Source organism: Shewanella bicestrii, assembly GCF_002216875.1.
Classification (GTDB): domain Bacteria; phylum Pseudomonadota; class Gammaproteobacteria; order Enterobacterales; family Shewanellaceae; genus Shewanella; species Shewanella seohaensis.
Window position 1 is genome coordinate 2,201,670 of record NZ_CP022358.1, and the last position, 17,480, is coordinate 2,219,149.

At 48.0% G+C, this 17,480-nt stretch carries 14 protein-coding genes; 11 read left to right on the plus strand and 3 right to left on the minus strand.

The window, feature by feature from the left end:
- Positions 1-82: 82 nt before the first annotated feature.
- The gene (locus tag CF168_RS09655; RefSeq protein WP_089067709.1) at positions 83-2,008 is read right to left on the minus strand and encodes a transglycosylase SLT domain-containing protein; all 1,926 of its coding nucleotides are present in this window, start codon (positions 2,006-2,008) and stop codon (positions 83-85) included.
- Between the two features lie 93 nt (positions 2,009-2,101).
- A complete protein-coding gene (gene rmuC / locus CF168_RS09660; RefSeq protein WP_089067710.1) occupies positions 2,102-3,667 on the minus strand; it encodes a DNA recombination protein RmuC in 1,566 nt (521 codons plus the stop codon).
- A gap of 274 nt (positions 3,668-3,941) precedes the next feature.
- Here rmuC and msrP point away from each other — a divergent pair, with 274 nt between their 5' ends.
- Positions 3,942-4,976 (plus strand): protein-methionine-sulfoxide reductase catalytic subunit MsrP, encoded by a 1,035-nt coding sequence (gene msrP / locus CF168_RS09665; protein ID WP_086904694.1) that lies wholly within the window; start codon positions 3,942-3,944, stop codon positions 4,974-4,976.
- Positions 4,977-5,090: 114 nt separating this feature from the next.
- Positions 5,091-5,738 (plus strand): protein-methionine-sulfoxide reductase heme-binding subunit MsrQ, encoded by a 648-nt coding sequence (msrQ, locus tag CF168_RS09670; protein WP_089067711.1) that lies wholly within the window; start codon positions 5,091-5,093, stop codon positions 5,736-5,738.
- 92 nt (positions 5,739-5,830) lie between these two features.
- On the opposite strand, the gene gloA is transcribed toward msrQ, so the two are convergent.
- Positions 5,831-6,241, minus strand: a complete 411-nt coding sequence (gloA, locus tag CF168_RS09675; RefSeq protein WP_011626085.1) for a lactoylglutathione lyase — start codon at positions 6,239-6,241, stop codon at positions 5,831-5,833.
- A 730-nt stretch (positions 6,242-6,971) separates the two neighbouring features.
- Here gloA and CF168_RS09680 point away from each other — a divergent pair.
- The 9 genes from CF168_RS09680 (at position 6,972) to CF168_RS09715 (ending at position 17,478) form a co-directional block, all read left to right on the plus strand.
- On the plus strand, positions 6,972-8,144 hold the full coding sequence (locus CF168_RS09680; protein WP_089067712.1) for a cation diffusion facilitator family transporter: 1,173 nt from the start codon (positions 6,972-6,974) through the stop codon (positions 8,142-8,144).
- Positions 8,144-8,605, plus strand: a complete 462-nt coding sequence (locus CF168_RS09685) for a MarR family winged helix-turn-helix transcriptional regulator (RefSeq protein ID WP_011622868.1) — start codon at positions 8,144-8,146, stop codon at positions 8,603-8,605. Before CF168_RS09680 ends, CF168_RS09685 begins: the two co-directional genes overlap by 1 nt.
- A 274-nt stretch (positions 8,606-8,879) precedes the next feature.
- A complete protein-coding gene (locus CF168_RS09690) occupies positions 8,880-10,973 on the plus strand; it encodes a prolyl oligopeptidase family serine peptidase (protein WP_089067713.1) in 2,094 nt (697 codons plus the stop codon).
- Positions 10,974-11,226: 253 nt separating this feature from the next.
- Positions 11,227-12,852, plus strand: a complete 1,626-nt coding sequence (locus tag CF168_RS09695) for a phosphoethanolamine transferase (protein ID WP_089067714.1) — start codon at positions 11,227-11,229, stop codon at positions 12,850-12,852.
- A 155-nt stretch (positions 12,853-13,007) separates the two neighbouring features.
- Entirely contained in the window at positions 13,008-14,036 is a 1,029-nt protein-coding gene (locus CF168_RS09700; RefSeq protein WP_089067715.1) for a GGDEF domain-containing protein, read from the plus strand.
- A gap of 301 nt (positions 14,037-14,337) precedes the next feature.
- Complete coding sequence (locus tag CF168_RS09705; protein ID WP_086904272.1) at positions 14,338-14,772, plus strand: MarR family winged helix-turn-helix transcriptional regulator; 435 nt, start codon at positions 14,338-14,340, stop codon at positions 14,770-14,772.
- A gap of 56 nt (positions 14,773-14,828) precedes the next feature.
- Positions 14,829-15,701 carry an HlyD family secretion protein gene (locus tag CF168_RS09710; RefSeq protein WP_240520081.1) on the plus strand — a complete coding sequence of 291 codons (873 nt, stop codon included), beginning with the start codon at positions 14,829-14,831 and terminating at the stop codon, positions 15,699-15,701.
- 59 nt (positions 15,702-15,760) lie between these two features.
- A complete protein-coding gene (locus tag CF168_RS22520) occupies positions 15,761-15,898 on the plus strand; it encodes a hypothetical protein (protein ID WP_240520082.1) in 138 nt (45 codons plus the stop codon).
- The gene (locus tag CF168_RS09715) at positions 15,895-17,478 is read left to right on the plus strand and encodes a DHA2 family efflux MFS transporter permease subunit (protein ID WP_089067716.1); all 1,584 of its coding nucleotides are present in this window, start codon (positions 15,895-15,897) and stop codon (positions 17,476-17,478) included. The genes CF168_RS22520 and CF168_RS09715 overlap by 4 nt, the downstream gene beginning before the upstream one ends.
- Positions 17,479-17,480: the final 2 nt, after the last annotated feature.

A 17,480-nucleotide genomic window follows, 5' to 3' on the forward strand; every position in this document is an offset into this window, starting at 1 on the left:
CCAAAAATAATCAAGGTGGCCAACGCCACCTTGATTACTATTCGATTGCTGCTCGATTAGTATCCCATTTCCGCCATGCGGCTTAGTAATGGAACTTAAGCTCAGCCTCGTTGAATAAAGGCTGCGGCTTTTGTTTTTGCGCTTCGTAAATCAAGCGATAACTTAACACGGCTTGCACATATTCACGGGTTTCGGTGAAGGGAATGGACTCGATAAAACTCATGGCATCGAGTTGACCATTCGACTCCGCTAACCAGCGACGAACCCGCGAGGGGCCAGCGTTATAGGCGGCGGTTGCTAACACGCGGTTTTGATTGAAATCATTCAACAATTGCGCGTAATAGGCACTGCCTAAGTTTAAGTTAAGCTCGGCGCTGTAGAGATCCTTCGGATCGTTGTACTTAGCCCCGTGTTTCTTCGCGGTTGCCTTGGCGGTGGCGGGCATGATCTGCATTAAACCGCGGGCACCGACACCAGAGGTTGCGTAGAGGAAAAACGCACTTTCGCGGCGGCTAATGGCACGAATTTCATCAATATTGACCTTGTGCTTTTTACTGGCATGTTCAAAGCCAGATTGATGCGCCATCGGGAAGCGCAGGGGAATATCATCCCAGAGCTTGCCTTGGATACTGGCCTCCACGCCAAAGTCATACCAGCCTTGATCGTGGGCATAACGACCATAGCGGGCGCGCATCTCATTATTGCTGCGTTTTAGCAGGGCAACCCATTCATAGCGGGCATCGAAGTAACGGTCCAGCGCCATCAGCTCCAATACGCGCACAAAGCCTAAGTCGTCTTCGAGTTTTTGACTGGTCCCATCCACCACTGGCTCTGGGCTTTGATTTAAGGACACGGGTTTATTCAATAACTGTGACGCGGCAAACCCGTAAAAGTTACGCTCATTACTGACCGCCGCTAATGCCTTGGTGGCGCTTTCGGGGGCGTGTTTCGCGTTGGTACGATACAGCCAATATTGCCAGCGCTCCTTGGCTAAGGTCTCGGGCGATAATAAATCTAAGTAGCGCGCGATATGGGTGTTGTCCTGCTCGCGGATAGCCCAGCGTAAGCGGCGCTCGAACATATCATCGCTTTTCATCTCGGGCAGCAGGTTATCGGCCCAGTCTTTAAAATTATCATCCTGCTCAATCAACACGCGGCGTACCAAGTACTTTTGCAGCTGTTGATCCTGCGCTGGGGTAAAGCGTTTCGCTTTTTGATACCGAGTATATAAATTAATAGCTTGGTCGAGATCCTTGCGGGCAAGGCGTTTTAAACCTGCGGCAACGATATCGCCAACAATAGGATTTTTATCCTTAAATTTTTCGGTATGGCGCAGGCTATTGGGATCTTTAAATACCGCCACTAAGCGTTTTGCCTCGGCGCTATGCACGGTGATTTTTTGCGATAAGTAACTGAGCAGGCTGGTTTGGCCCTCATCGAAACTCAGTAACATCCGCGCCCAAATCACATCTTGAGTGCGCTTACCGGCCTTGGTCCAGGCATTGAAGAGGGGATCGCATTCCTTGGGACGGGAATCGCCATAAACCCAAAGTGACTGCGCCGCCGTGTAGGCGGTTTGGGTTTCGCCCTTGGCGAGTTTGGCTTCATAAAAATAACACTGCAGCCTGACATCGGTTGGCGCGTCTTGAGCGAGGCTCAAAAAGTCATTCCAACGCTTTTGGCCGCCGGCATTTAATAAATATTTTGAACGAAGGCGCTGATACATAGGCGTGGTTTGATATTTATCTATCATGGCCTTAGCGTCGTTGCCGCGTAAATCGTTAAGCTTGCCAATGTCGATATCATGGTCGAGATAAATCGCCAGCGGATACTCGCCTAACTTAGCACGCAGGGGCTTGTAGGTGGCATAGTCTTGTTTCTTTAAGGCTTTTTCAGCCTCAAGAAAGGTCTTCTGGGTAGAAGTTAACGCGAAAGCCGCAGAGGCATTGAATGCCCCTGCGATGATAATTGCGCTGGATAACACCATCTTTGTCAATGGGTTGCACATGCAGAACTTGCCTCCGGGCATCAAGGTTACAATCGACTTTTCCCTATCGATTCAGGATTATGAGTTATTGGCTTTTAAACTGCGTGTTTATCGTTATTGTTCGAGTGCGGTGGCATCCTCAGTATGGGTCAAAAGCGTATCGCGATTTGTGTCATTATCACTGCTGTCCTGGGCATCACCCTCGTCTAAGGCTTCATTGAGCGCCTTCTCAAGTAACATCTTATCGAGTTGTTTGCTGGTATCAACACCTAGTTGCTGCATTAAATGCGCTTGACGCACTAAATTGCCTTTTCCCGATGACAATTTGTTCATGGCACTGTGATAGGTTTTTTCGGCGTTATCCAGAGCTCGGCCGAGTTTTTCCATATCGTCGAGGTAGCCACAAAGTTTGTCGTAGATGCGACCTGCCTGTTTGGCAATGGTTTGGGCGTGCTGGTTTTGATACTCGTAACGCCAAATATTATTGATTGTTCGCAGGGCAACCAAGAGGTTGGTTGGACTGACCAGCATAATATTTTGCTCAAGGGCAAAGTTCACTAGGCTTGGGTCATGCTCTAGGGCCAGCAAGAACGCGGGTTCAATCGGGATAAACATCAGCACGTAATCTAAGCTTTTTAGCCCGTGTAAACGCTGATAATCCTTTTGACTCAAGCCCTTAATATGATTGCGGATCGATAAAACATGTTCATTGATGGCCTGTTCACGCACCAGCGGATCTTCGCTATTAAAATAGCGCTCGTAACTGATGAGCGACATTTTTGCATCGATAACTACGTCTTTATTTTCGGGCAAATGCACGATCACATCGGGCTTAAAGCGTTTGCCGCTGTCGTCCTTCAGATCCTGCTGGGTGTGGTATTCGTGACCTTCGCGCAGGCCGCTTTCTTGCAGCACGCGGTCTAAAATCACTTCGCCCCAGTTGCCTTGCTGCTTGTTATCGCCCTTTAAGGCTTTAGTCAGGTTAATGGCATCCTGGCTCATTTTTAAATTGAGCTCGCGCAGGTGTTCTAATTGATGTTTAAGGGCGCTGCGTTCCGACTGTTCATGGTTGTAGGATTCGCGAATTTGCTGTCTAAACCCTTCTAACTGCTGCTTTAACGGCCCGAGCACGCCTTCTAACTGATTGGCATTTTGATGCTTAAAGCTTTCGCTACGCTCTTCGAAAATTCGATTGGCAAGGTTCTCAAACTGGGTTTGCAGGCGCACTTCGGCCATTTCTAAGGTGGCGATTTTTTCCTGCATCGCAGATTGCTGGGCATCGGCCTTGGCTTGAATGGTTTGTTGCATCGCATTGGATTTGGATAAGGCCAGTTGTAGCTCGAGTTGGCGGCGATGGCTGTCGGCAAGTTGTTGCTCTAAACTCGGCAGGCGCTCGGCCATGGCTTCGGCTTTGCCCAGTTGTTCTATCTTTTGTTCTAAGCGCTGTTGGCACTGGCGCAGTTGGCTGTCTTTATCGTCGACTAAAATTTGCTGCTGGGCGAGGGAGAGCTCGGCGTCTTCGTTTACCTGCCGCATTTCTTGCTCTAATTCGTCTTTAAACTGTTGCCAGCGAGAACGGGTGAGACGTTGATTGAGCAGGGCACCGATTAACAGTCCTAAAAAGGCCACGGCGAGTAGGCCGATGATCTGGGCGAGGGAAAAAGATTGAGAAAATGGCATCTTACTAGCACTCCTTTAGCTGTGGCGCCTAGGGTCGCATGCCCCTAAAAAGGCTTCAAGTGCTTTAATAAACAATCTGTTTAGGCGATGACTCAAATGAGCAAGACTTAGTCGCTTAAGTTGAGATACTGTGAGGGATGAAATTTTTTTGCTGTTATCTGTGTCTATATCCCTACAGCTTATCAACACAGGTAAATGTACCTGAGGTTTTTGGGTGAGCGCTGAGGGTGAGTTAAGCGTCGGTAGATAACATTTATTTTTGCAGAGGTGTCCATTGGCTAATCAATCACGTTTTACACCGGGTATTTTGAAAAAAGCGCGCTGGCATATCCAAGATAATCAAGTGACACCCGAATCGGTGTTTAAGGCTCGCCGCCATATAGTCAAAGCCATGGGCCTTGGCGCGATTGGGGCTAGCATTCCGGGTTATGTGCAGGCGGGATTATTCGATCTGTTTGGCGAACAACCCAAAACCAGCTTTATCACCACACCATTAACCTTCGAGGCCAATGCGCGCTTTGGCAAGGACGAAGTGCTAACGCCCGTCGATAAGGTCACCACCCACAATAACTTTTATGAGTTTGGTACCAGCAAACAGGATCCGTCTGATAACGCCCAGCAGTTTAAGGTCGATCCTTGGCAATTACGTATCGAAGGCGAAGTGGAGCGCCCGATGACGCTCGATTATCAAGATCTCACTAAGCTATTTCCCCTGGAAGAACGTATTTATCGGCTGCGCTGCGTCGAAGCTTGGTCCATGGTGATCCCCTGGGTGGGCTTTCCGCTCGCCGCATTACTGAAAAAAGTCGGGGTGACCAGTAAAGGCAAGTATGTTGCCTTTGAAACGGCCTTCGATCCCGAGCAAATGCCGGGACAAAAGAGCCGTTTAATGGGCGGCGGTATTCATTATCCCTATGTGGAAGGTCTAACCATTGCCGAGGCGATGAATGAGCTGACGCTGATGTCGGTCGGACTCTACGGTAAAACTTTGCCGCCGCAAAACGGCGCGCCGATCCGTTTAGTGGTGCCTTGGAAATACGGTTTTAAGAGCATTAAATCCATTGTCCGTATTCGGGTGATGGACAAGCAGCCGCCCACCAGTTGGAATCAACTAGCGCCCCATGAGTATGGCTTTTATGCCAATGTGAATCCTGCGGTGGATCATCCCCGTTGGTCGCAGGCGAGCGAGCGGCGCATCGGCGAGGGTGGGTTATTCTCGGCAAAACGCATCGATACCTTGCCCTTTAATGGCTATGGCGAATTTGTCGCTTCTTTATATGAAGGCATGGATTTAAGGCAATTTTATTAACCCATGGCGGGCGTATTCTTAGGCGCAGTCGATTGCGCCTAGCGAACAAGTGGCAATATCTGTCTAGTGAGAGAGTTGTTAGCGCCTTTAAAGGGCAAAAAGAGTAGGAGTCCTATGTTTAACATCACGGCGTTAAGAGTCACGCCAAAACAGCTGCTCTGGGTAAAGTTAGTCTTTCATTTGATTGGGCTTATCCCGATTGCTTGGTTGGTTTTTACTGTGCTGTCGGGGCGTGCGGGCGGCGATCCCGTGCAGCATATTATCCACTTTACGGGCATTGCCGCGTTGAATGCGTTAGCGGCGACGCTGTTGATTTCCCCCCTTGCTAAGGGATTAAAGTTAGGCTGGTTGATGCAAACGCGCCGCTTGGTTGGCTTGTATGTGTTTGCCTATGCGAGTTTGCATATTGTGGCGTTTTTTAGTTTAGATCTGCTGTTTGCCTGGGAGTTATTCTTCAGCGAGGTGGCGAAACGGCCTTATATTTTAGTCGGCGCACTGGCCTATGTGATAGTCACCGCGCTAGCGCTGACGTCCTTTAAAGCCTTGATGCGTAAGATGGGTCGCCGTTGGCAAACGCTACACAATGGGGTGTATGTCGTGGCGATTCTGGCGCCGATTCATTTTTATTGGTCGGTAAAGTCCGAAATTATCGAACCGAGTCTGTATATTCTCGGCTTTGGTTTGTTGCTCGCGTGGCGTGTACCCATTTGGCAGAAGAAACGCAGCAGCCGTATCGCGATGGCCGCCGAGGGCAAGCGATAGTCTGCAGTGTTGGCATTTATCAATGAGTAAAGAAAACGGCGTTTGCAGGGCATGCAAACGCCGTTTTTATATCAGGCGGGAAGATTAAAGGCTTAACCTAAACCTTGGGTCGCCGATTTCATTTGAATAAATTCAATCTTATAACCGTCGGGATCTTCCACAAACGCGATTTCAGTGGTGCCGCCAGCAACAGGACCGGGCGCGCGAGTCACTTTACCTCCCGCAGCGGCAATGGCTTCGCAGCGGGCATAAATGTCTTCATCACCGATGGCAATATGACCAAAGGCCGTGCCGAGATCGTATTTTTCCGTTCCCCAGTTGTAGGTCAACTCGATGACGGCCTGACCCGTTGATTCTTCACCGTAACCCACGAAGGCGAGGGAATATTTGTACTCTGGATTTTCGGAGGTGCGGAGCAGCTTCATGCCCAGCACTTGAGTGTAAAAAGCGATACTGCGTTCTAAGTTACCGACGCGAAGCATGGTGTGTAACAGTTGTGACATAGGATTATCTCGGTCAATGAATTACGTCGGCAGTATATCAAAATTTGCCAAAAATCATGCCGGAATGTTAATCGAATAAATGGATTGCCCAATCTTGATTTCGATAATTACGTGCGCTAGGGAGGAGGGGCAATGTGAGCTGTATCACTTTGTCAGCCCGAGCGGTGTGAAAAGTGCACGATTATTTAGCTCTTGCTCACAAAATAACTATCTCAATATAGGCATTTTTCTCAGCCTTGATAATAATGGGGTTATACCAACTAGGAGAGTGAATATGAACACCGAACTAAAAATGGCGCTAGGTACGACAGTTGTAATTGCTTTATTTTTCAGTGCATTCTTTGTATCCATGTTCTGATATTGCATTCAAATCCCTTCCCATGCAGAGGCGCTTAAGTCGATTGATTTAAGTGCCTTTGTGTTATTTGTCCTATAGCGTTTATCCCGTTCTTTATTTCAATCTCCTGAGCTGTCGTGCTTAGGGTAGCCTAAGCGATGGCGTCATTGCTAAACACTTGCGGGGCTGGTTTTGCCTGCGTTTACTCCTGTGATATTTAGCAACAGTTGTGCAAATAGTTTGAAAAATGATTATTTTGATATTTATATATTTTGATTTTCAAACTAAACTGGCAACAGAAGTCATCAATCACCACAGCGTGTTTGCACTTGCCGCATGAATTTACGCTCACTCATTTATGCAAGCTAGGGAAAATCGCTTAGGAAAAAAATAATGAAAACAACATCTTCAACCGATAAGCCGATGCAGAGTACCGGGCTTGGGCATTCTGTCGCGCAGTGGCAGCATTCCCATGGATTTTCTAACCAAAATACGGCGGGCGAAAAAAACACTCGCTATGTGTTGTATCTCACCGTGATTACCATGGTAGCCGAGATTGTGGCCGGAACCATTTATGGCTCTATGGCCTTGCTGGCCGATGGTTGGCATATGGGCACCCACGCCGCCGCCTTTATGATTACCCTGTTTGCCTATTCCTATGCCCGTAAGCATGCCAATGATCCGGCCTTTGCCTTTGGTACTGGAAAGGTGAGTGTGCTTGGCGGTTACACCAGCGCCATCGCCTTAGGCTTAGTGGCCTTAGTGATGTTAATTGAATCGGGCATGCGCTTGATTAATCCTGAGGATATTCACTTTAATGAAGCGATTTTTGTCGCCCTGATTGGTTTAAGCGTGAACGTATTGAGTGTGTTCCTGTTGAAAGATCACCATTCCCACGACCATGGACATTCACACAGTCACTCACACGACCATGATCACGACGATGATGATCATAAAGAGCATCAAGATAATCATTGCTGCCATGGGCACGATCATCATGCTGCTGACCATGACCATGACCATGACCATGACCATGACCATGACCATGACCATGCCGACCATTCACACAGCCACGCACAGGGTCATTCCCATGGGCATTCACACGGGCACTCGGGCCATGATCACAACCTGAGGGCCGCCTATTTCCACGTTTTAGCCGATGCGTTAACCTCAGTGCTGGCGATTGCGGCGCTGTTATTCGGTAAATATATGGGCTTAACTTGGCTCGATCCGATTATGGGGATTGTTGGCGCGATTATTATCAGCCGCTGGTCATGGGGTCTTATCCAACAGACCAGTCCAATTCTGTTGGACGGTGGGGTAAAAGCCTCGCTACAGCGCAAAGTGCGTGAGACCATAGAGGCGGTACCGGATCATCAAGTGGCCGATTTACATATTTGGCGCGTGAGTGCCGATCACCATGCTATTATGGTGTCCATTGTGTCTCACTCACCGAAAGAAGCCAGTTATTTTAATCAGTTACTGACTAAGTTCCCTGAGTTATCCCATATTACCATTGAGCTGCATACTTGCCGTCAACGTGAGTGTGTGGCTAAGGAAGCCTAATGACAGTTGCACACCCGCATGATGCTTTATCAGCCGCGTCCGCCCATTCTACGGATCAGGCCTTGAACCATGTGATTATTGAGTTTTATGAAAAATTATCATCGTGGGAGCATGCTATTGTGCGCGATAAGGGTTTTAGCTTGTCGCAGGTACACACGATAGAGTTGTTGGGTGTGCACGGCGCGATGCGAATGAAGGAACTGGCCGACAAAATCGGTGTGACCACAGGCACGCTCACCGTACAAATCGATAAAATGGTCGAGTCCCAGTGGGTGATGCGCCGTCCCCATGAGAGTGACAGACGCTCGATTCTGGTTGAGCTTACCGAGAAAGGTCAGGCGCTGTTCCTCGAGCATGATGCACTGCATTTGCAATTAACGACCGATCTTACCGCTAAGATGAGTGCAGAAGAGCGAAGCTTACTGCTGAGTCTGTTGACACGGATGAATCAAGAGTTTTAATGGCAGCGTTAACTCGCGATTCAGTATTGATTAAAGCGCCCCGATGGGCGCTTTTTTTATGGCATAACATCTCGAATATTTTCGATTCATTCTCGATTAATCATCCGTGATTACAATATCTTACCTTTTGTTACATTCTTGTTGTATTAAAGGTTGAACTGGAGGTCAATTAAGGTAATGTAGGGCAGAAATCAAGATGGACTCAATCTAAGGGCTCTGGTCAAGGACTCTGTTCAAGGACTATGTTTAAGGGCTCTGTTTAAAAAGGAATAACATGAATCGTAAATTACTGCCTTGGTGCATCGCAGGGGTACTCACTATGAGTGGTCAACTCCACGCCGAAGAAGACAAATACCTTTGGCTTGAAGAGGTTGAAGGCGCAAAGCCAATGGAGTGGGTTAAGGCCCAAAATGCTACTTCTGCCGCTGAAATTAAAGCCTTCAAAGGCTTCGACACCTTAGTCGCCAACAGTCTCGCTATCCTCAATGACAAAGAGCGTATTCCTTACGCCACCCATATCGGCGATAAGCTGTATAACTTTTGGAAGGATGATACCCATGTGCGGGGGATTTACCGCCGCACTACGATGGAAGAATATGCCAAGGCGGATCCTAAGTGGGAAACCGTGCTCGATGTCGATGCCTTAGGCAAAACCGAAGCGGTGAACTGGGTATTCAAAGGCATTGATTGCCAGTATCCACAGAATCAGCGCTGCTTTGTGTCCTTATCCCGTGGCGGCGCTGATGCGGTCGAAGTGCGTGAATTTGATTTAACCACCAAAGACTTTGTGCCCGCGAAAGACAAACCTTTCTTCTTAAAAGAAGCGAAATCTAGCCTTAGTTGGATTAATACCGATCAGGCCTTTGTCGGTACCGACTTTGGCGATGGTCAAAGCATGACGGACTCGGGTTATCCCCGCGTGGTAAAGTTATGGCAACGTGGTATGCCGCTTGAACAAGCGAAAACCATTTTCAGTGGCGACAAAACTTCGGTCGCGGTATCGGGTTGGGTGATGTTTGACGACAAAACCCCTCTAAGCCTAGTTACCGAGGCGCATACCTTTTACACCGCCACCCAATATGTTTACCAAGACGGCAAACTCATTAAGCTGCCGCTCCCACAGGATGCCGAGATTAAAGGCTATTTCCAAGGCAAGCTGTTTATTGAGCTTAAGAGTGACTTAGCAACCCCTGCGGCGACATTCAGCCAAGGCGCAGTGGTGTACGCTAATGTGGCGGATTTGATTGCCCAAAAAGCCGCCTTTACTGAATTTGTCAGCCCAACGCCGACCGCATCAATCGCCCAGCTAACGTTCAGTAAGAGCGCGATTTTTGTTAATTGGCTCGATAACGTGAAAAGCAAACTGGTTCGCTATGAGCAAGACGCGAAAGGCGCATGGCAAAGCACGCCGGTACCCTTTGAGGCCAACGGCGCGCTTACCGTGATGGATATGGAGCGCGACAGTGATGATTTCTTTGTCAATTACACAAGCTTCCTTGAGCCATCGAGCCTGTATACCGTCAATGCTAAGGCGCTAAAACCGCAAAAGATGAAAGGTATGCCTCAGCAATTTGCGGCGGATAAATTTACCACCGAGCAGTATTTTGCGACCTCAAAGGATGGCACCAAAGTGCCGTATTTTGTGGTGATGGCAAAAGATCTTAAGCTCGATGGCAGCAATCCAACACTGCTTTATGGTTATGGTGGTTTTGAAGTGTCACTGCGCCCAGCCTATTCTGCAACCATTGGTAAAAACTGGTTAGAGCAGGGCGGTGTGTATGTGCTGGCGAATATCCGTGGTGGCGGCGAGTATGGGCCTGCGTGGCATCAAGCGGCGCTTAAGGAAAATCGTCATAAGGCTTACGAGGACTTTGAAGCCATCGCCGAGGATCTCATCGCCCGTAAGATTACTTCGAGCAAGCATTTAGGTATTCAAGGTGGCAGTAATGGTGGTTTGCTGATGGGCGCCGCTTTTACCCGTCGTCCCGATCTCTACAATGCCGTGGTCTGCCAAGTGCCGTTACTCGACATGTACCGCTTCAATAAGTTACTCGCCGGCGCAAGTTGGATGGGGGAATACGGTAATCCCGATGTTCCAGAGGAATGGGCTTACATTAAAACCTATTCGCCATACCATAATTTGCACAAGGATAAGCATTATCCAAAGGTGTTCTTCACCACCTCAACCCGTGATGACAGGGTCCACCCAGGACACGCGCGTAAGATGGTGGCCAAGATGAAGGACATGGGTATCGATGTGCTTTACTATGAAAATATCGAAGGTGGGCATGCTGGGGCTGCAGATAATAATCAAGCTGCGGAACTAAATTCAATGGCGTTTGCCTACTTATTACAGCAGTTAAAATAATCGTGACCTTTACACGCAAAAAGTGTCGCGATTAGCACCGAGCAAGTCCCTATAGGTTGGGGAGCAAAAAACGGTCGAATTCATTCAGGTTCGGCCGTTTTTTTAATCCGTATTTTAACTTGTTAATAATATTAATAATTTTATTGAGTGAGCCAAGGTCAGTTGCTAAGATGACATTCATTTTTAGGCATAAGATTACCTTAAGAAAACTAAGTTAGCTTCGGCCCACTATTTATTTGAGAGACCATTACCAGTGCTGACGAGATTTAAAACCCTAACTGTGAATCGCTTCACCTTCCTCACCGCATTATTTTACGTTTGCGTTTTTAATATCCCTCTCTTTGAAGTCATCAAAAAAGGCATTGAAAAACAACCTGATGTGGATCCGATCTTTATCGCCACTATGCCGCTGTTTTTAACCTTTGCACTGAGTTTTGTGTTTTCACTGTTTACGGTGAGGTATCTGGTAAAACCCTTTTTCATCATTCTTACGCTGCTCTCCTCGAGCGTGTTTTTTGCCGCGCTTAAATACAATGTCGTGTTCGACTACGGCATGATTGAAAACACCTTTCAAACCAACAGCGCTGAAGCCTTGATGTATGTGAACTTTGCTTCCATTCTCAACATGCTGCTCACGGGGATTTTACCCGCCTATTTAATTTATAAAGCCGATATCCAATACAAGCCATTTTTTAAAGAATTGCTGCATAAAGTTTTGTTTATGCTGGCGATGCTCGCGGGGCTGGGGATTATCGCCTTCTTCTATTTCCAAGATTACGCCGCCTTTGGTCGCAATAATGATGAGATCAAGCGCTATATAGTGCCGACCTATTTTATTGGTGCAGCTTCTAAATACATTAACGTGCATTATTTGCAAACGCCGATGGAATATCAGCAACTGGGCTTGGATGCAAAAAATGTGACGACCAATGCCAACGGCAAACCTAACTTGTTAGTGCTGGTGGTGGGTGAGACTGCCCGTTCGATGAACTATCAATACTACGGTTACGATAAACCCACGAATGCTCATACTCAGGGCCAAGGCTTGATTGCCTTTAAAGATACCCATTCCTGCGGTACGGCTACAGCGGTCTCGTTGCCTTGCATGTTCTCGCGTATGGGGCGTGAGGATTACGATTCTCGCCGTGCCTATGCCCAAGACACGGCCATGGATGTACTGAATCACGGCGGGATTAAAGTACAGTGGTTTGATAATGACTCGGGTTGTAAAGGAGTGTGCGATCAGGTTGAAAACATCACCATCGACCTTAATAGCGATCCTGAACTCTGTTCGGGCCAATATTGTTTCGACCAAGTGCTGCTCAATAAACTCGATGAAGCTTTAGCCAATGCGGAGCAGAAAGACACTGTGATTGCCTTGCATGTGATCGGCAGCCATGGGCCGACGTACTTCCTGCGTTATCCGCCAGAGCACCGCAAATTTACGCCGGATTGCCCACGCAGTGATATTCAAAACTGCAGCGCCGAAGAGCTGATGAACACCTATGACAACACGATTTTGTATACCGATTACATCATCAGTGAAGTGGTAAATAAGCTTAAACAGCAACAAGCTAAGTTTGATACCGCCATGTTCTATGTGTCAGACCACGGCGAATCTCTAGGTGAGAAAGGCATGTATCTGCATGGTGCGCCGTACAGCATCGCGCCGATTGAACAAACCAGTATTCCTATGCTGGCCTGGGTGTCGGAGGATTTCAGCCAAGACAACCATTTAAATATGGCGTGTTTGGCCAAAGAGGCCGAGAAGGGCGGCTTCTCCCACGACAATCTGTTCGACAGTCTGTTGGGATTAATGAACGTACAGACCCAAGTGTATCAGCCTAAGTTAGATATTTTTGCCCGCTGCCGCGGTTAAGTTCAGTACGCTTGTGAATAGATGAAGGAGGATGGCGACATCCTCCTTTGTTTTTTGCGCGCCATCATAATAATCATTGTGCCCAGTATCCAAATTGAAGTAGTTGAGTTAACTTAAATGATACAAAAACATAACAACCATTGGGTGCGCGATTCATGTCTTCTTCTGCAGCAAATAAAGAGCTCGATTCGGCGGTGCAAATCCTGCGATTAGCCGTGCCACAAATGTCTGCGCTTGATATTCCCGTGACCCCCGAAAACTACACGGTTTGGTATGAGTATTTTGCCCAGTCAAACCTCGACTTAAATCGCGCCATTGATGGCTTTCTGGCAAACAAAGTGGTGTTTACTAAGGAGGTGAATACCAGTCTGTACAAGAATTTTATTCAAGAAAAATCCCCAGAAGTGATTGAGAATGTTCAAATTGAAACTCAAATATTGATCAACTCGCTGATCAGTAAAATTTCTCAGTTAACCCAAGGGACGGAGGCCTTTTCAAGTACCTTGGCGGACTTTGGACTGCAATTGCAATCAACCCCCGATGTCTGCACCTTGAACCAATTAGTGGGTGGGGTGATAGATGAAATGCAAAATCTCTTAATCAACAACCAGAACATGGAGCAAAGCTTAACGGCCATGGGGCAAGAGGTGCAGAACTTAAAATCCGAGATGGAAAACCTAAGTTTAGCGGCCATGACAGATCAATTGACCTCACTGCATAACCGCCGCGCCTACGAGATTGCCATTCAAGATCATATTCACCGCGCCGAAGAGCAACAAACCCGTTGCAGCCTGTTACTCATCGATATTGACCGCTTTAAATTGTTTAACGACACCTATGGTCATCAAGTGGGGGATAAGGTGTTAGCCTATGTCGCGCTCGCCCTCAAACAATGTGTGCGGGGGGATGACTTTGTCGCCCGCTATGGCGGCGAGGAGTTTGTGGTGGTGTTGCCTAACACCCATTTCCACGATGCGCTCCAAGTGGCCGAAACCTTAAGGGAGCGTATCTCAGAGCGGCGTTTAGCCATAGGCAAAGATAAAAAACTCTCACTGGGCGCGATTACTGCGTCTATCGGCTTAGCCTCGTTGCAAAAAGGGGATGATGCCGAAACCTTATTTAGCCGAGCGGATAAAGCCTTATATGAAGCCAAATCCGATGGCCGTAACTGCGTGCGCGGCTAGCAAATTGGGCAAGATAGTATAGTGTGATGGCTTGGCAAATGTTTCTGAGCTGAGGTGTAAGTTTGTGCCATTTTGACTATTCGGCTAAGGCACTTTTGCTCAAAGGCACTTTCGTTCAAAGACACTTTCGCTAATGCCCCTGTATCAATCAATGAATAAAAATTAATCTCATCTCTTATCAATTAGTTATCAGGATCCTCCCGCCACATTTGCATTTTGTTACCTATGTTGCCTAAATGGGCAATTGCTTTACATCGCATAGCATCCATATAATAAGTAATGCTTACTATATGGATGGCTTATGAAATCATCATCAAATACCCTAGGCGCACTCTTAAGTGATATTACCCGCATGATGCGCCGCGTATTCCAAGAAACCTACAGGCCCACGGCAGACTGCTCACTGACACTGTCTCAGGCGAGAGCCTTATTGCATATCGCCCGTAATGAAGGTCTTAAACAGATTGAACTGGCGGATCGCCTCGAGATTAAACCTATCACGGCCGCGAGATTAATTGATGTGCTGTGTGATGCGGCGCTGGTTGAACGTAGACCCGATGCCAAGGACAGACGCGCTTTTCAGTTATTTTTGACTGAAGCGGCTGCGCCTCATTTGGCCGAAATTGAACGCGCCGTGACCATAGTGTACGCCCAAGCCTTTAAAGGATTCGATGAAGCCGAGTCACAAACGGTGATCCGCTTGTTGTCGCAAATTCATAAAAATTTTTCAGCCTAATCAAAGCTGATAACCCATCCCAGTGATAGAACGTGAGTGAAGTTGGAGTTGTTGTAATGAGTGACGCAAACCCTCAAGCCCCTCAAGGTAATATGCGTAAAAAACGCAGCGTGTTACTGATTGTGGTTCCCCTGTTATCTGTTTTGGCCATAGGTGCGGTTTATCTACATGGCGGCCGCTACATGGAAACCGATAACGCCTACGTGAAGGCGGATAAAGTCCCCGTGAGTGCTCAAGTGGCCGGGAATGTGGACAGCTTGTATGTGGTGGAAAACCAACGGGTTGAGAAGGGGCAAGTGTTGTTTCGCCTCGACGATGCCATGTTTAAGGTGATGGTCGATAAGGCAAGCGCCAAACTGGCACAGGTCAAAACAGATTTAGCGGTACTCAAGGCGAGTTACCATGAGAAGCAAGCCGAAATTACCTTAGCTGAAACCAAATTAACCTTTGCCGAGAAAGAGCAAAAGCGGCAGGAGAATTTAATCGGTAAACACTTTGTGTCCGAATCTCAGCTTGAGGATGCAAAACAAAATACCGATATTGCGCGGCAGAATATTCAGACTCTGCAAAAAGATTTACACCGCATTGCCGAAAGCTTAGGTGGCAGCCCCGATTTTCCGATTGAACAACATCCAAGCTATTTAGAAGCTTTAGCCCAATTAAATGAAGCCAAGCTTGATTTAAGCCGCGTGGAGATTAAAGCCCCAGTATCAGGCGTCGTTAGCCAACTGCCTAAGTTGGGACAATATGTGAATGTTGGCGCCATCGCTTTAGCGCTGGTGGCCGATCATGCCCTCTGGATTGAGGCGAACTTCACCGAAACCGATTTAACCCACGTCAAACCCGGACAAAAGGTCAATATCCATATCGATACCTTTCCCGACAATCCTTTCCCGACAATCGCTGGCAAGGTACGGTCGAGAGTTTAAGTCCGGCAACGGGCGCTGAGTTTTCGCTGATCCCTGCGCAAAATGCTACGGGCAACTGGGTGAAAATCGCCCAGCGCGTTCCGGTGCGAATTGCCATTGATACTGTGTTACCCGAGGCGCCGCTGCGCGCTGGATTAAGCGCCGTGGTGGATATCGATACTGAATATCAACGCCAGTTGTTGGGTTTTAGTCTGTGAGTCAGCAAGTGATAGCAGGGCAAGACCATGCCCCAACAAAGGGCGTGAATTCGAGCGACGCTTTGCAAGCCGATACTAAACCTAAGTCTGAGCAACACCTTGGGTTTATCACGCTTTCGGTGATGCTGGCGACCATTATGCAAGCGCTGGATACTACGATTGCCAATGTGGCCTTGCCCCATATGCAGGGCAGCATGGGGGCGACTCAGGATCAGATCTCTTGGGTGTTAACCTCCTATATTGTCGCCGCGGCGATTTTTATGCCGCTGACGGGATTTTTAACCGCAAGGCTTGGGCGTAAACGGGTATTTATGTGGGCCGTGGTGGGCTTTACGATTGCCTCCATGCTCTGCGGCGCTGCGCAAAATCTTGAGCAAATTGTGTTATTTCGCTTATTGCAAGGGGTGTTTGGTGCCAGCTTAGTGCCTTTATCTCAATCGGTATTACTAGACAGTTATCCGCCAGAGCGCCATGGTTCGGCCATGGCCCTTTGGGGAGTGGGTGTGATGGTTGGGCCGATTTTGGGACCATCCCTCGGTGGTTGGTTAACTGAGTATTACAACTGGCGCTGGGTGTTCTATATCAACCTGCCTTTTGGGCTTTTAGCTTGGTTTGGTCTTGCCGCCTATGTGAAAGAAACGCCGCTGGACCATAGCCGTAAGTTCGATTTACTCGGTTTTGCCATGTTGAGTCTGGCCATTGGCGCCTTGCAAATGTTGCTCGATAGGGGAGAATCCCTCGATTGGTTTTCTAGTCGCGAAATTGTTATCGAAGCCATTATTGCTGGCATGGCGTTTTATTTGTTTGTGGCCCATATCTTTACCCATAAACATCCTTTTATTGAACCCGGGCTGTTTAAGGACCGAAACTTCAGTGTGGGGCTTATCTTCATCTTTATCATTGGGATTATTCTGCTGGCGACCATGGCCTTACTGCCGCCGTTTATGCAGAACCTGTTAGGTTATCCTGTGATTGATGTGGGTTACTTGCTGGCGCCAAGGGGTGTCGGCACTATGATCGCCATGATGACTGTGGGTAAACTCGCGGGCAAAGTGGATGTTCGCTACCAAATCTTCTTAGGTTTGATGCTCACTATTTTGTCCCTATGGGAGATGACGGGTTTTAACACCAATATTACCGGCTGGGACATAGTGCGCACTGGGATTATCCAGGGCCTTGGCTTAGGGTTTATCTTTGTACCGCTCTCGACCATTACCTTTGCAACCTTAGCGGCGAAATACCGTAATGAGGGGACCGCGCTCTTTAGCCTGATGCGAAATATCGGCAGCAGCATAGGGATCTCCGTGGTGATCACCTATCTTGCCCAGCACACACAGATGAACCATGCGGTGTTTGCCGATTACATTCATCCCTTTAGTTTTGCGCTGCAACATGCTGTTGATGTTCATGCGGTAGATTTATCGACGACGCAGGGCATAGCCTTACTCAATGCCGAAGTGAATCGTCAGGCGGCTACCTTGGCCTATTTGCAGGACTTTAGGTTAATGATGTGGGTGACGTTATCCGCCGTGCCCTTAGTGTTTCTGCTTAAAGGCGTGCATAAAAAACCAAAGCTATAAAA

Coding starts and splice junctions, on each gene's coding strand:
- CF168_RS09655 (WP_089067709.1), bottom strand. CDS start 2,008: ATGTGCAACCCATTGACAAAGATGGTGTTATCCAGCGCAATTATCATC.
- rmuC (WP_089067710.1), bottom strand. CDS start 3,667: ATGCCATTTTCTCAATCTTTTTCCCTCGCCCAGATCATCGGCCTACTC.
- msrQ (WP_089067711.1), top strand. CDS start 5,091: ATGTTTAACATCACGGCGTTAAGAGTCACGCCAAAACAGCTGCTCTGG.
- gloA (WP_011626085.1), bottom strand. CDS start 6,241: ATGTCACAACTGTTACACACCATGCTTCGCGTCGGTAACTTAGAACGC.
- CF168_RS09680 (WP_089067712.1), top strand. CDS start 6,972: ATGAAAACAACATCTTCAACCGATAAGCCGATGCAGAGTACCGGGCTT.
- CF168_RS09685 (WP_011622868.1), top strand. CDS start 8,144: ATGACAGTTGCACACCCGCATGATGCTTTATCAGCCGCGTCCGCCCAT.
- CF168_RS09690 (WP_089067713.1), top strand. CDS start 8,880: ATGAATCGTAAATTACTGCCTTGGTGCATCGCAGGGGTACTCACTATG.
- CF168_RS09700 (WP_089067715.1), top strand. CDS start 13,008: ATGTCTTCTTCTGCAGCAAATAAAGAGCTCGATTCGGCGGTGCAAATC.
- CF168_RS09705 (WP_086904272.1), top strand. CDS start 14,338: ATGAAATCATCATCAAATACCCTAGGCGCACTCTTAAGTGATATTACC.
- CF168_RS09710 (WP_240520081.1), top strand. CDS start 14,829: ATGAGTGACGCAAACCCTCAAGCCCCTCAAGGTAATATGCGTAAAAAA.